Consider the following 13,052-nt stretch of genomic DNA (forward strand, 5'->3'; position numbering starts at 1 on the left):
CTCAGAACGACAGCCCGCCCTCGCGGGCGCCGTCCGCGAGCGCCTTCACGCGCCCATGATACAGGTAGGGACCACGGTCGAAGACGACTTCCGTCACCCCGGCCGCGAGCGCGCGCTCGGCCACCAGCTTGCCGACCGCGGTCGCCGCGTCCTTGTCGGCGCCGGTCTTCATGCCCTCGCGCATCGTCTTCTCGATCGACGATGCGGCGGCGAGCGTACGCCCCTGCGCGTCGTCGATGACCTGCGCATAGATATGCTTGCCCGAGCGGAACACCGACAGGCGCACGCGCCCGCCGGACTTCTGCCGGAGCTGGAAGCGGAGACGGCGCCGGCGGCGCGCCTCGAGTTCGAGCTTGCTGGCCATTACTTCTTCTTACCCTCCTTCCGGAGGATGGTCTCGTTGTCGTAGCGGACGCCCTTGCCCTTGTAGGGCTCGGGACCACGGTACGCGCGGATCTCGGCGGCCACCTGACCAACCTGGCGCTTGTCCGAACCTTCCACCTTGATGGCGGTCGGACGTTCGCAGGTGATCTTGATCCCCTTGGGGATCGGGTAGCGGATCTCGTGGCTGTAGCCGAGGTTCAGCACCAGATCGGAACCCTGCACCGCGGCGCGGTAGCCGGTGCCGGTGATCTCCATGGCCTTCACGAAGCCGGTGGAGACGCCCGTCACCATCTGGTTGATCAGGCTGCGCGTCGTGCCCCACATGGTCCGCGCGCGGCGGTCCGTGCGGCGCGGCGACACCGCGACCTCGTTCGACTTGATCTCGACATCCACATCATCCGTGAGGTCGAGCTTCAGCTCGCCGAGCTTGCCCTTGGCAGTCAGCGTGCGGCCGGCCATGGCGAGCGTGACGCCCGCTGGCACCGGCACAGGATACTTCCCAACGCGAGACATCTCTGCGGCTCCCGTCAGAACACGCGGCAGAGGACTTCGCCGCCGACATTGGCAGCGCGGGCCTCATTCTCGCTCATCACGCCGCGCGGCGTGGAGAGGATCGACGTGCCGAGGCCGTTGTAGAACTTCGGCAGCTCCGCGATCTTCGAATAGACGCGCCGGCCAGGCTTGGAGACGCGCATGATCTCCTTGATGGCGGGCTCGCCTTCCGAATACTTCAGCTCGATGTCGATGAAGCGCACGCCAGGGCGCACTTCCTCGGTGCGCCAAGCGCGGATGTAGCCTTCGCGCTTCAGCACGTCGAGCACGTTCTCGCGCAGCTTGGACGCCGGCGCCTTGCAGCGCGACTGGCGCGCCGACTGCGCGTTGCGGATGCGCGTGAGCATATCGCCCAGCGGATCGGACATGGACATGGCCGGTCCTTCCTTACCAGCTCGCCTTGACCACGCCGGGGATCTGGCCCTTCGAGGCCAGTTCCCGCAGCTGGTTACGGCACAGCTTGAACTTGCGGTAGTTGCCGCGGGGGCGGCCGGTCACTTCGCAGCGCAGGCGGACGCGGTTCTTCGCGCCGTTGCGGGGAAACTGCGCGAGCTTCAGCGTCGCTTCGAAGCGCTCCTCGACCGGCAGGTCGCGATCCATGATCACGGCCTTCAGGGCAGCACGCTTCGGCGCGTGAAGCTTCGACAGCTTCTCGCGGCGCTTGTTCTTCTCGACAGACGAGGTCTTGGCCATACCGTCTAGGTCCTCCGGAACCTGCCGGGGGGCCACCCCGGCGGTTTTCCAAAAATCAGTTCTGGAAGGGAAGGTCGAAGGCCTTGAGCAGCGCCTTCGCTTCCTTGTCCGTCTTCGCCGTGGTGACGAAGACGATGTCCATGCCGCGGATCGCGTCCACCTTGTCGTAGCTGATCTCGGGGAACACGATCTGCTCCTTCAGGCCCAGGGAGAAATTCCCCCGGCCATCGAAGCCCTTGTTGCCCGGCAGCCCACGAAAGTCACGCTGGCGCGGCAGCGCGATGGTCACGAGCCGATCAAGGAACTCGTACATACGCTGCTGGCGGAGCGTCACCTTCGTGCCGATCGCCATGCCCTCGCGGATCTTGAAGCCCGCGATGGCCTTCTTCGCCTTCGTCTTCACCGGCTTCTGGCCCGCGATCATCGTCAGCTCGGCGACAGCGGCGTCGAGCTTCTTCTGGTCGCCGGCGGCCTCGCCGACGCCCATGTTGATCACGATCTTCGAAAGCTTCGGCACTTCCATCGGGTTCGTGTACCCGAACTCCTCGACGAGGCGCTTGCGCACCACTTCGTCGTAGAGCTTCCGCAGCCGCGGCTGTTCCGTCACGTCGCTCATGCGTCGAGCACCTCGCCGGAGGCCTTCGCCACCCGGACCTTCTTGCCGTCCTCGAGCAGCTTGAAGCCGACCCGGGTCGGCTTGCCCGACTTCGGATCCAGCAGGGCCAGGTTCGAGAGGTCGATGCCGGCCTCCTTCTCCTGAATGCCGCCGGGGCGGCCCATGCCCTGCGGCTTCTGATGCCGCTTCACCAGGTTGATGCCCTGCACGAGAGCGCGGCCCTCGGTCGGCATCACCTTGATCACCTCACCCTGCCGGCCCTTGTCCTTGCCGGTCAGGACCTGGACGCGATCGCCCTTGCGGATCTTCGCAGCCATGTCACAGCACCTCCGGCGCCAGCGAGATGATCTTCATGAACTTCTTGGCGCGCAGCTCACGCACCACCGGTCCGAAGATACGGGTGCCGATGGGCTCGTTCTGCTTGTTGATCAGCACGGCCGCATTGCGGTCGAAGCGGATCACCGTGCCGTCGGCGCGGCGCACCGGATAGGCGGTGCGCACGATCACCGCGCGCTCCACCGTCCCCTTCTTCACCTTGCCGCGGGGAATCGCTTCCTTGACGGAGACGACAATGACGTCGCCCACGCCCGCGGTCTTGCGCTTGGAGCCGCCGAGCACCTTGATGCACTGCACGCGGCGCGCACCGGAATTGTCGGCGACCTCAAGGTTGGATTCGACCTGGATCATGGATCAGGCCTCCGCGGTCGCGAGGAAGGCGGGCTTCTCGACGGAAGCACCGTTGCGCTCGATCACCACCCAGGATTTGGACTTGGAGATCGGGCGGCACTCCTCGATCGACACGACGTCGCCTTCCTTGCACAGGTTGGCGTCGTCATGCACGGCATACTTCTTCGAGCGCCGGATGAACTTCTTGTAGAGCGGGTGCATCACGCGACGCTCGACGAGAACCGTAATGGTCTTGTCGGTCTTGTCGCTGGTGACCCGCCCGGTGAGGACGCGCTTCGGCATCGCCGTCGGTCTCCTCTCAGGCCTTGGGGGCGGCGCTCTGCGCGCGCTCGCCGATGATGGTCTTAACCCGCGCGATGTCGCGACGGACCTGCTTGATGCGCGAAAGCGCCTCAAGCTGACCGGTCGCGCGCTGGAAACGCAGGTTGAACTGCTCCTTGCGCAGGTCGAGCAGCATGGTGTTCAGCTCGTCCGCGCTCTTCGCGCGGATGTCGCCGATCTTGGTCGCAGCCATATCAGGCCTCCGCACCCAGACGGGTGACGAACTTGGTCTTGATCGGCAGCTTCGCCGCGCCGAGGGTCAGCGCCTCGCGCGCCGTCTCCGCGGAGACGCCGTCGATCTCGAACATCATACGGCCCGGCTTCACGCGGGCCACCCAGTATTCGGGCGCGCCCTTGCCGGAACCCATGCGGACCTCGGCCGGCTTGGTCGAGACCGGCACGTCCGGGAAGACGCGGATCCACACGCGACCCTGGCGCTTCATCGCGCGGGTGATCGCACGACGCGCGGCCTCGATCTGGCGCGCGGTCACGCGCTCCGGCTCGAGGGCCTTGAGGCCGAACCCGCCGAAGGACAGCGAGAAGCCGCCCTTGGCCAGGCCGTGGATGCGGCCCTTGTGGGCCTTGCGGAACTTGGTGCGCTTAGGCTGCAGCATTGTCCTTCACCTTCAGCGCTGCGGCGCCTGTTCCGCGGCGCGCTTGTCCTGCGCCATCGGATCATGGGCCATGATCTCGCCCTTGAAGATCCACACCTTCACACCGCAGGTGCCATAGGTGGTCTTCGCGGTCGCCACGCCGAAATCGATATCCGCGCGGAGGGTGTGCAGAGGCACGCGACCCTCGCGGTACCATTCCATGCGGGCGATTTCCGCCCCGCCCAGACGGCCGGAGCAGTTGATGCGGATGCCGCCGGCGCCGAGGCGCATGGCGGACTGCACCGCGCGCTTCATCGCGCGGCGGAACGCCACGCGGCGCTCGAGCTGCTGGGCGATGTTCTCGGCCACCAGCGTCGCGTCGATCTCGGGCTTGCGGATCTCGACGATGTTCAGCGCGACTTCCGCGCCGGCCATCTTCATGAGGTCCTTGCGCAGCACCTCGATGTCCGCGCCCTTCTTGCCGATCACGACGCCCGGGCGGGCGGCGTGGATCGTCACGCGGGGCTTCTTCGCCGGACGCTCGATCACGATGCGCGACACGCCGGCACCCTTGAGGCGCTTGGCCAGCGTCTCGCGCAGCTTGAAGTCCTCGTGCAGGAGCTTCGCGTAGTCGGCGCCCGCGAACCACCGGCTATCCCAGGTGCGGTTGATGCCGAGCCGCAGCCCGATCGGATTGACTTTCTGGCCCATGTTACGCGGCCTCCTGCTCGGCGGCGAGCTGCTGCTCCGCCACTACGATCTTGAGGTGGCTGAACCACTTCTCGACGCGCGCCGAACGGCCACGGCCGCGGGCGTGGAAGCGCTTCATCACCTGGGCGCGGCCAACCTCGGCCTTCGAGACGACCAGGCGGTCGACATCGAGGCTGTGGTTGTTCTCGGCGTTGGCGATCGCGGATTCCAGCGTCTTCTTCACGGTCACGGCGATGCGGCGCTTGCTGAAGGTCAGCTCGGCGACCGCATCCTGCGCGCGCTTGCCGCGGATCAGGCCGGCGACCAGGTTCAGCTTCCGCGGGGAAACGCGGATGTTCCAGGTCACGGCCTGGGCCTCGCTGTCCTCGAGGCCACGGGGGTGCTTCGGCTTGCTCATCTCAGATCAGCCCCGCTTCGCCTTCTTGTCGGCCGCATGACCGGTGAAGGTGCGCGTCGGCGAGAACTCGCCGAACTTGTGGCCCACCATGTTCTCCGTCACCTGGACCGGCAGGAACTTCTTGCCGTTGTAGACGCCGAAGGTCAGGCCGACGAACTGCGGCAGGATCGTGCTCCGGCGCGTCCAGATCTTGATGATCTCGTTGCGCGTGGAGGCACGAGCCGCCTCGGCCTTGTTCAGCAGGTAGCCGTCGACGAACGGCCCCTTCCAGACGCTGCGCGCCATCTGCGTCAGCCCTTCGTCGCGTTGCGGCGGCGGACGATGAGCCCGTCGGTCCGCTTGTTGTTACGGGTCTTCGCACCCTTCGTGGGTTTGCCCCACGGGGTGACCGGATGCCGGCCACCCGAGGTACGGCCTTCACCACCGCCATGCGGGTGGTCAACCGGGTTCATCACGACGCCACGGTTATGGGGCTTGCGGCCCAGCCAGCGATTGCGGCCGGCCTTGCCGAGTTCCTGGTTGCTGTTGTCCGGGTTGGACACCGCACCGATCGAGGCCATGCACTCGGACCGGATCAGGCGGAGTTCGCCGGACTGCAGCTTCACCTGCGCGTAGCCCTGGTCCTTGCCCACGAGCTGGGCGAAGGTTCCGGCCGAACGCGCGAGCTTTCCACCGGCACCGGGCTTCAGCTCGATGTTGTGGATGATCGTGCCCACCGGGATCGCGGCCATCGGCATGGCGTTGCCCGGCTTGATGTCGGCCTTCTCGCCGGCGACGACCGTGTCGCCGGCCTTCAGGCGCTGCGGCGCCAGGATGTAGGCGAGCTCGCCGTCCTGGTACTTCAGCAGCGCAATGAAGGCGGTGCGGTTCGGGTCATACTCCAGCCGCTCGACGATCGCCGGCATGCCGAACTTCGTCCGGCGCTTGAAGTCCACCAGGCGATAGGCGCGCTTGTGTCCACCGCCGCGGAACCGGACGGTGATGCGGCCGTGCTGATTGCGCCCGCCCGAGGAATGCTTGCCCTCGGTCAGACCCTTGACCGGCGCGCCCTTCCACAGCTCGGAACGATCGATGAGGATCGTGCCGCGCAGCGAGGGCGTGACCGGGTTGAAATTCTTCAACGCCATGACTTACGCGAGCCCCGTGGTGAGGTCGATGCTCTGGCCTTCGGCCAGGCGCACCATCGCCTTCTTCCAGTCCGACCGCTGACCGGGACGGCCGCGGAACTGCTTCGCCTTGCCCTTCACCAGGATGGTGTTGACGGCAAGGACCTTCACGCCGAACAGGCCTTCGACCGCATCGCGGATCTGCGGCTTCGTCGCGTCGATGGCGACCTTGAAGGTCACCTGGCCGCGCTCGCTGTTCAGCGTCGCCTTTTCCGTCACGACCGGCGAGAGGATGGTCTGATACATCCGCTCGCGCCCGATGACTGGACGCTTCGGCTTCGGGGCGTCGCTCATGCCAACCGCTCCTTCAGCGCTTCCACGCCGGCGCGCGTCACCGCGAGCACGTCGTGCTTGAGGATGTCGTAGACATTCGCGCCGACCGTCGGCAGCACCTGCACCTTCGGCAGGTTGCGCACGACGCGGGCGAAGTTCTCGTCCGCCGCAGCATCCACCACCAGCGCGCTGGTCCAGCCGAGCGCCTTGAGCTGCTTCGCGACGGCGCCGGTCTTGGCATCCGACGGCAGCGCCGCGGTGTCGAGCACCACGAGCTTGCCCTCGGCCGCCTTCTGGCTGAGCGCGGAGATCAGGCCGAGACGGCGGACCTTCTTGTTCAGGCTGTAGCCGTGGTCGCGCACGACCGGACCGTGGACGACGCCACCGGTGCGGTACTGCGGCGCGCGCAGCGAGCCCTGACGGGCGTTGCCGGTGCCCTTCTGGCGGTAGGGCTTCTTGGTGGTCCCGGAGACCTCCCCCATGCCCTTCGCCTTGTGGGTGCCGGCGCGGCGCTTGGCGAGCTGCCAGTGCACGACGCGCGCCATGATGTCGGCGCGCGGCGCGGCGCCGAACAGCGCCTCCGGCAGCTCGATCTCGCCGGCGGCGGCGTTGTCCAGAGTGATGACGTTGACCTGCATCGTACCAGTCCTCAGGCCAGAGCCGCCGGGAAGGGCGCATCGGCGTGACGCGCGCGCTTCTCGGCGTCGCGGATCATCACATAGCCACCCTTCGCACCAGGCACGGCGCCCTTGATCAGCAGCAGGCCCTTGTCCACATCGACGGCGGCCACTTCCAGATTCTGGGTGGTCACGCGCTCGACGCCGAGATGCCCGGCCATCTTCTTGTTCTTGAAGGTCTTGCCCGGGTCCTGGCGGTTGCCGGTCGAACCATGCGAACGATGGCTGACCGAGACACCGTGCGTCGCCTCGAGACCCGCGAAGTTCCAGCGCTTCATCGCGCCGGCGAAGCCCTTGCCGACCGTCACGCCAGTGACGTCGACCTTCTGGCCCTTCACGAAATGCGCGGAGGTCAGCTTCGCCCCGGCGTCGAGCAGCGCATCGGCGCCGACGCGGAACTCCACCACCTTCTTCGGCGCTTCCACACCGGCCTTCGCGAAGTGACCCTTGTTCGCCTTGGAGACGTTCTTGGGCTTCGCCGCGCCGATGCCGAGCTGGACGGCGTCATAGCCGTCCTTCTCGGAGGTGCGCTGCGCCACCACGCGGACATTGTCCACATGGAGCAGCGTCACGGGAACGGTCGAACCGTCCTCGTTGAACAGCCGGGACATTCCCAGCTTCTTCGCGATCAGGCCGGTGCGGCCCGTCTTCGCGGCCATGGCTCTATTTCCCTCTGGCCTTAGATCTTGATTTCGACGTCCACGCCCGCGGCGAGGTCGAGCTTCATCAGCGCGTCCACGGTCTGCGGGGTGGGGTCGACGATGTCGAGCAGCCGGCGATGAGTCCGGATTTCGAACTGCTCGCGCGACTTCTTGTCGACGTGCGGCGAGCGGTTCACGGTGAAACGCTCGATATGCGTCGGCAGAGGGATCGGGCCCCGCACGCGCGCGCCCGTCCGCTTCGCGGTGTTCACGATCTCCCGCGTGCTGCCGTCCAGCACGCGGTGATCGAACGCCTTGAGGCGGATGCGGATATTCTGGTTGTCCATCGTCTGGGACCCGCGTTCCTGCCGATTACTTCGTGATCTTCGCGACGACGCCGGCGCCGACGGTGCGGCCGCCTTCGCGGATCGCGAAGCGCAGGCCTTCGTCCATCGCGATCGGCGCGATCAGCTCGACATCCATCGACACGTTGTCGCCCGGCATCACCATCTCCACGCCCTCCGGCAGCGTGACCACACCGGTCACGTCCGTCGTGCGGAAGTAGAACTGCGGACGATAGTTCGTGAAGAACGGCGTGTGACGGCCGCCCTCTTCCTTCGTCAGGATGTACGCCTCGGCCTTGAACTGCGTGTGCGGCGTGATCGAGCCCGGCGCGGCCAGAACCTGCCCACGCTCCACGTCCTCACGCTTCGTGCCGCGCAGCAGCGCGCCGATGTTGTCGCCCGCCTGGCCCTGGTCCAGCAGCTTGCGGAACATCTCGACACCCGTGACGGTCGTCTTCACCGTGTCCTTCAGGCCCACGATCTCGACTTCCTCGCCCACCTTCACGATGCCGCGCTCCACGCGACCCGTGACCACCGTGCCGCGGCCCGAGATCGAGAACACGTCTTCGATCGGCATCAGGAACGGACGGTCGACCGGGCGCTCCGGCTGCGGGATGTAGGCGTCCACCGCCTCCATCAGCTTCAGCACCGCCTGCTCGCCCAGCTCCGGCTCGCGGTCTTCCAGCGCGCACAGCGCCGAACCGTGGATGATCGGAATGTCATCGCCCGGGAACTGGTAGGACGACAGCAGCTCGCGCACTTCCATCTCGACCAGCTCGAGCAGGTCGGGATCGGCCATGTCGCACTTGTTCAGGAACACCACCAGCGCCGGCACGCCGACCTGACGGGCCAGCAGGATGTGCTCGCGCGTCTGCGGCATCGGGCCGTCGGCCGCCGACACGACCAGGATCGCGCCGTCCATCTGCGCCGCACCCGTGATCATGTTCTTCACGTAGTCGGCGTGGCCCGGGCAGTCGACATGCGCGTAGTGGCGGTTCGCCGTCTCGTACTCGACATGCGCCGTCGAGATCGTGATGCCACGGGCGCGCTCTTCCGGCGCCTTGTCGATCTGGTCATACGCCGTGAACGTCGCACCGCCGGCCTTGGCCAGGACCTTGGTGATCGCCGCCGTCAGCGACGTCTTGCCATGGTCCACGTGCCCGATCGTGCCAATGTTGCAGTGCGGCTTCGTCCGCTCAAACTTTGCCTTCGCCATCGTCTTCGTTCCCGATCGGGGGTTTCGTTACCAGCGGTAGTGGCTGAACGCCTTGTTGGCTTCGGCCATCCGGTGCGTATCTTCGCGCTTCTTCACCGCCGCGCCGCGGTTGTTCGCCGCGTCCATCAGCTCGCCGGAGAGGCGCTCTTCCATCGTGTGCTCGCCGCGCTTGCGGGCGGACTCGATCAGCCAGCGGATCGCCAGCGCCTGACGGCGCTCCGGGCGAACCTCGACCGGAACCTGGTAGGTCGCGCCACCGACGCGGCGGCTGCGGACCTCGACGGCCGGCTTCACATTGTCCATCGCCTCATGGAACAGGCGCAGCGGATCGCTGTTCGGCCCGCCACGCTTCTTCAGCGTGTCCATGGCAGCATAGACGATCCGCTCGGCGGTGCTCTTCTTGCCGTCATACATGAGCACGTTCATGAAACGGCTCAGGACGAGGTCACCAAACTTCGGATCGGGGAGGACTTCGCGCTTCTCGGCGCTGTGGCGACGGGACATCTCTCAGTGCCTCACTTCGGACGCTTCGCGCCGTAGAGCGAACGCCGCTGGCGGCGCTTGGCGATGCCCTGGGTGTCGAGCACGCCGCGCAGGATGTGGTAACGCACACCCGGAAGGTCCTTCACGCGGCCACCGCGGATCAGGACGACCGAGTGCTCCTGAAGGTTGTGACCTTCACCGGGGATGTAGCTCACGACCTCAAAGCCGTTGGTCAGGCGCACCTTGGCGACCTTACGAAGCGCCGAATTCGGCTTCTTCGGCGTGGTCGTGTAGACGCGCGTGCAGACGCCGCGCTTCTGCGGGCTGCCCTTCAGTGCCGGAACCTTGTTCCGGGCCGGCTTCGTCTCACGCCCCTTGGCGATGAGCTGGTTGATCGTCGGCATGACGCCCCTTCAAAACCTTCCTGTCCCCAGCCCTGCAAAGAGCGATCACCTGGGAGACGCGCCTTACCGCGCCTTCCAGGCGTCCGACCCGCTGCCGGCCTCAGCCCCGATCGTTGGGGCGGCGCCGGCTGCGCAGTGTTGTGGACCAAAACCTGACAGGGCACCGTTTCCGGGGCCCTGCCGAGGGGGGGCTTCTACGCGGGGGTCAGGAACGAGTCAAGCAGATCGGCGCCCGAGTCATCCAACCTCCGCATGGGTGCCCTGCGGTGCGGGCGGGCGGCCTCTCAACGGGGCCTTCCGGATGAAGGGCGGCGCCCAGCTGCCATCCAGGATCGAGGGTGCCGCTTCCCGCGGCCAATGCATCCGCAGCTTCGGGATGAATGGCCCGCGCGGCGCCGGCAGCCAGTTGCTCTCCATTTCCGCGCCGGGCGATTCCACCAGGAAATACAGCGTGATGGACCCGTCCGGGTTGGCCTTGAGGTTGTTCCGCGGGCTGACGATGAACTTGTTGAGCCGGTTCCGCACGAATTACCAGCCCTCGTCGATCTCATACATGGTGATGGACTGGAAGCCGTTGATCGGCGGCGCCTGTCTGACCGCGAAGGTCAGCGCGTACCGGTTTGCACCGGTCAGCGGCCGCCCTTCGCTATCGGTCTCGGTGAAGGGATAGACCGCATCCTCCTGCAGATTCGCCGGCCAGCCGAAGGCGGCGACCGCCGCGCGCTTCATGTAGTCCGTGCCGTAGCGGCCGAGTCCCTTGGTCACCGCCCAGCCATTGACGACCACGCCAAGTCCCTGGCGATGCGCGCCGATGGTGGTCAACGCGCGCTGCGGAAGGTCCTTCAGGCCCTCCCGCGCGGCTGGGCTCAGCTTGGACGCATCGAAGGGCTGCCCCGGCACCATGCCGATCCGACCCAGGCGGGCAAGCAGCGGCGCGCCTTCCGGCGCTGGCGGCACTGGGCTCGCCATGATCCGCAGCATTCGGGTGAAATACTCCTCGGCCGAGAAGCCCAGGATCACCGATTGCGGCTTGTCGGTCGTGCTGAAGCCGGGATTCGGATCCACCGGCGCCAGCTGGTAGGTGAATGCGGGGCCTAACGCCGAGAGCGGCGTCAGCTTGTACTGCGCCTGCAACGTGTTCACGGCGGCGTAATCGGCATTCGCGCCGTCGGCTTGGGGACGCCCGAGGATCAGAAAGTACCGTGTCGGCGACTTGATCTGCACCATGCCCACCGGCACCTGCCCGGACCAGCCCGATCCGGTGATGAGGTAGTTGGTCGCCTTCGTCGCTCCGGTGCGGGTGCCGACCGAGGTCACCACCAGCATCCACAGGCTGTACATCAGGAACAGAAAGAAGCGGTCGCCCATGTCCGGATGGGAGAAGACCATCGGCTCCGTCCCGACATCGAGCCAGGCCAGCGAATAGAGCGTATCGGCATGGGGCACCGAGACGCCGCGGAAGTCCGCCGGCGGATAGCGCGGGACATTGATGAACTCGCCAAGCGGCGCATGCAGGCCCTGTGGCGCGGCGACATTCGTCATCTGCACCCGCGTCACCTCGGTGGTGATCAGCGAGTAGCCATAGATGTATGGCGTCCGTGAAGAGTTGCGCGTCCACGGAGGCCGCCGTCGGCGGCGCATCGGAAGGCTGCGCCTGGGCCTCCCCGGCTGTCAGCAGGGCAGGCACGGCCACTGACGACGCGTTGTCGTGCCTCGCCCACCCCTGCGAGAGCCTCGCCGTGCGGGACCCCGCGCTGCCTCGGCCGCTGGTGAGCGCACTGGTCGACCTCGCGACGGCACTACGCGCAGAGGCCGCCCGTCGCCAGCCGCGCTGACACGAGGGGGGGATGCCGGGCACCGCGTCCGAGCGTGACCGAAGGCGCTTCCCCGAACATCGCCGCATAGTCACGCGCGAAGCGGCCAAGATGCCAGAAGCCATGCGCCAGCGCGATCGACTTCACGAGCGTCCGGCCGTCGCGCGCGGCCATCAGGGCGCGGCGCACCAGCAGCAGCCGTCGCCGCTTCAGATAGGTCGCCGGCGCCATGCCATAGACCGAGATGAAGCTCTGATGCAGCGTGCGCGGCACGACGCCGATCGCCGCGCAGATCTCGTCGCTGTAGATGGGCCGAGCGATGTTCGCGCGCAGGAATTCATCCGCGCGGCGCACGCGGTCGATTACGCCAGGGCCTAAGCAGGGCCGCTGTCCCGGTCCGTCGGTGGCGGCGAAAGCGCCGGCGATCAGACGCCGGCATTCCTCGGCGAGTGCCGCCGCCAGGCCGGGCGTCGCAAGATGCTCGGGGAAGCGCTCGGCGAAGTCGGTGATGGCGATGAGGCCGGTGCGGGTGCGCTCCGCCAGGCCGGCGCGCAGCGGCAACACCTGTCGGGAGGTGGTGCTGCGGGCCTTCACGTCATGTTCCTCGAGCGCGGCATCGAATGCGTCATCGGGAATAATGATGCCGACCCTCTCCTGTGGCGCGGCGAACCGGACCTGCAGATCCTCACCGCCGCGCAGATAGCCGAGGTCCGACACGGTGAGCGGTACGCCGTTCAGAAGGAGGCTCTGCGCGCGCGGTGCGAATTGGAGCGAGACATGGCCAGCCCGCACCGCCCCGAGCATCAGCATCGGCCCGTGCAGGATATGCCGAATCATGGTTCCGCCGAGATTGACCTCGCAGAAGCGGCCGTCAAAGCGGCCGGAGCGCAGCGGGACGAAGTCCGCATGTCCCCCAGTCAGTGCCTGGGCCATCGCATCCATGTCGTCCGCTGCCTGGAAGCGCACCAACGGCGCCGTGTCGGCTTGCATGGATGTGGGCACCTTTCGCAAGGGATCCCGGCCGCGCCATCCTGCCACCTCCGGCATTGCCGGAACACGGAAATGAGAGAGGCCGGCACC

General features: G+C 66.9%; 22 protein-coding genes and 1 pseudogene. All 23 read right to left on the bottom strand.

From position 1 onward, the window contains the following. Position 1 precedes the first annotated feature (1 nt). A complete protein-coding gene (rplR, locus tag KPL78_RS27945) occupies positions 2–364 on the bottom strand; it encodes a 50S ribosomal protein L18 (RefSeq protein ID WP_219766589.1) in 363 nt (120 codons plus the stop codon). Continuing rightward, a complete protein-coding gene (gene rplF, locus KPL78_RS27950; RefSeq protein ID WP_219766590.1) occupies positions 364–897 on the bottom strand; it encodes a 50S ribosomal protein L6 in 534 nt (177 codons plus the stop codon). The genes rplR and rplF overlap by 1 nt, the downstream gene beginning before the upstream one ends. 14 nt (positions 898–911) lie before the next feature. Beyond that, the gene (gene rpsH / locus KPL78_RS27955) at positions 912–1,310 is read right to left on the bottom strand and encodes a 30S ribosomal protein S8 (protein WP_219766591.1); all 399 of its coding nucleotides are present in this window, start codon (positions 1,308–1,310) and stop codon (positions 912–914) included. Between the two features lie 13 nt (positions 1,311–1,323). Beyond that, entirely contained in the window at positions 1,324–1,629 is a 306-nt protein-coding gene (gene rpsN, locus KPL78_RS27960) for a 30S ribosomal protein S14 (RefSeq protein WP_170052690.1), read from the bottom strand. A gap of 55 nt (positions 1,630–1,684) precedes the next feature. Then, complete coding sequence (gene rplE, locus KPL78_RS27965) at positions 1,685–2,245, bottom strand: 50S ribosomal protein L5 (RefSeq protein WP_219766592.1); 561 nt, start codon at positions 2,243–2,245, stop codon at positions 1,685–1,687. Continuing rightward, positions 2,242–2,562 carry a 50S ribosomal protein L24 gene (gene rplX / locus KPL78_RS27970; protein WP_219766593.1) on the bottom strand — a complete coding sequence of 107 codons (321 nt, stop codon included), beginning with the start codon at positions 2,560–2,562 and terminating at the stop codon, positions 2,242–2,244. Before rplX ends, rplE begins: the two co-directional genes overlap by 4 nt. Position 2,563: 1 nt before the next feature. Further along, a complete protein-coding gene (gene rplN / locus KPL78_RS27975; RefSeq protein WP_198375863.1) occupies positions 2,564–2,932 on the bottom strand; it encodes a 50S ribosomal protein L14 in 369 nt (122 codons plus the stop codon). 3 nt (positions 2,933–2,935) lie between these two features. Continuing rightward, complete coding sequence (rpsQ, locus tag KPL78_RS27980) at positions 2,936–3,214, bottom strand: 30S ribosomal protein S17 (RefSeq protein ID WP_219766594.1); 279 nt, start codon at positions 3,212–3,214, stop codon at positions 2,936–2,938. 16 nt (positions 3,215–3,230) lie between these two features. Further along, positions 3,231–3,446, bottom strand: a complete 216-nt coding sequence (rpmC, locus tag KPL78_RS27985; RefSeq protein ID WP_219766595.1) for a 50S ribosomal protein L29 — start codon at positions 3,444–3,446, stop codon at positions 3,231–3,233. A gap of 1 nt (position 3,447) precedes the next feature. Continuing rightward, positions 3,448–3,867 carry a 50S ribosomal protein L16 gene (gene rplP / locus KPL78_RS27990; RefSeq protein ID WP_219766596.1) on the bottom strand — a complete coding sequence of 140 codons (420 nt, stop codon included), beginning with the start codon at positions 3,865–3,867 and terminating at the stop codon, positions 3,448–3,450. A gap of 12 nt (positions 3,868–3,879) precedes the next feature. Continuing rightward, the gene (gene rpsC, locus KPL78_RS27995; protein WP_219766597.1) at positions 3,880–4,557 is read right to left on the bottom strand and encodes a 30S ribosomal protein S3; all 678 of its coding nucleotides are present in this window, start codon (positions 4,555–4,557) and stop codon (positions 3,880–3,882) included. Between the two features lies 1 nt (position 4,558). Further along, on the bottom strand, positions 4,559–4,954 hold the full coding sequence (gene rplV / locus KPL78_RS28000; RefSeq protein WP_219766598.1) for a 50S ribosomal protein L22: 396 nt from the start codon (positions 4,952–4,954) through the stop codon (positions 4,559–4,561). A 6-nt stretch (positions 4,955–4,960) separates the two neighbouring features. Further along, on the bottom strand, positions 4,961–5,239 hold the full coding sequence (gene rpsS, locus KPL78_RS28005) for a 30S ribosomal protein S19 (protein ID WP_219766599.1): 279 nt from the start codon (positions 5,237–5,239) through the stop codon (positions 4,961–4,963). A 5-nt stretch (positions 5,240–5,244) separates the two neighbouring features. Beyond that, positions 5,245–6,081 carry a 50S ribosomal protein L2 gene (rplB, locus tag KPL78_RS28010; RefSeq protein ID WP_219766600.1) on the bottom strand — a complete coding sequence of 279 codons (837 nt, stop codon included), beginning with the start codon at positions 6,079–6,081 and terminating at the stop codon, positions 5,245–5,247. A 3-nt stretch (positions 6,082–6,084) separates the two neighbouring features. Next, positions 6,085–6,381, bottom strand: a complete 297-nt coding sequence (locus KPL78_RS28015; RefSeq protein WP_432761299.1) for a 50S ribosomal protein L23 — start codon at positions 6,379–6,381, stop codon at positions 6,085–6,087. 29 nt (positions 6,382–6,410) lie between these two features. Then, entirely contained in the window at positions 6,411–7,031 is a 621-nt protein-coding gene (gene rplD / locus KPL78_RS28020; RefSeq protein ID WP_219766602.1) for a 50S ribosomal protein L4, read from the bottom strand. Between the two features lie 11 nt (positions 7,032–7,042). Continuing rightward, positions 7,043–7,729 (bottom strand): 50S ribosomal protein L3, encoded by a 687-nt coding sequence (gene rplC, locus KPL78_RS28025; protein WP_219766603.1) that lies wholly within the window; start codon positions 7,727–7,729, stop codon positions 7,043–7,045. Positions 7,730–7,749: 20 nt separating this feature from the next. Then, the gene (gene rpsJ, locus KPL78_RS28030; protein ID WP_137127378.1) at positions 7,750–8,058 is read right to left on the bottom strand and encodes a 30S ribosomal protein S10; all 309 of its coding nucleotides are present in this window, start codon (positions 8,056–8,058) and stop codon (positions 7,750–7,752) included. Positions 8,059–8,083: 25 nt separating this feature from the next. Then, the gene (gene tuf / locus KPL78_RS28035) at positions 8,084–9,271 is read right to left on the bottom strand and encodes an elongation factor Tu (protein ID WP_219766604.1); all 1,188 of its coding nucleotides are present in this window, start codon (positions 9,269–9,271) and stop codon (positions 8,084–8,086) included. Positions 9,272–9,298: 27 nt separating this feature from the next. Beyond that, positions 9,299–9,775 carry a 30S ribosomal protein S7 gene (rpsG, locus tag KPL78_RS28040; protein WP_219766605.1) on the bottom strand — a complete coding sequence of 159 codons (477 nt, stop codon included), beginning with the start codon at positions 9,773–9,775 and terminating at the stop codon, positions 9,299–9,301. Positions 9,776–9,786: 11 nt separating this feature from the next. Further along, positions 9,787–10,158, bottom strand: coding sequence for a 30S ribosomal protein S12 (gene rpsL / locus KPL78_RS28045; protein ID WP_137127375.1), 372 nt, complete (start codon positions 10,156–10,158; stop codon positions 9,787–9,789). Between the two features lie 237 nt (positions 10,159–10,395). Further along, a pseudogene (locus KPL78_RS28055) lies at positions 10,396–11,799 on the bottom strand (DUF1254 domain-containing protein). A gap of 158 nt (positions 11,800–11,957) precedes the next feature. Beyond that, positions 11,958–12,962, bottom strand: coding sequence for a helix-turn-helix domain-containing protein (locus tag KPL78_RS28060; RefSeq protein ID WP_219766608.1), 1,005 nt, complete (start codon positions 12,960–12,962; stop codon positions 11,958–11,960). Positions 12,963–13,052: the final 90 nt, after the last annotated feature.

The organism is Roseomonas alba (assembly GCF_019430885.1).
In the GTDB taxonomy this organism is placed as follows: Bacteria; Pseudomonadota; Alphaproteobacteria; order Acetobacterales; family Acetobacteraceae; genus Neoroseomonas; species Neoroseomonas alba.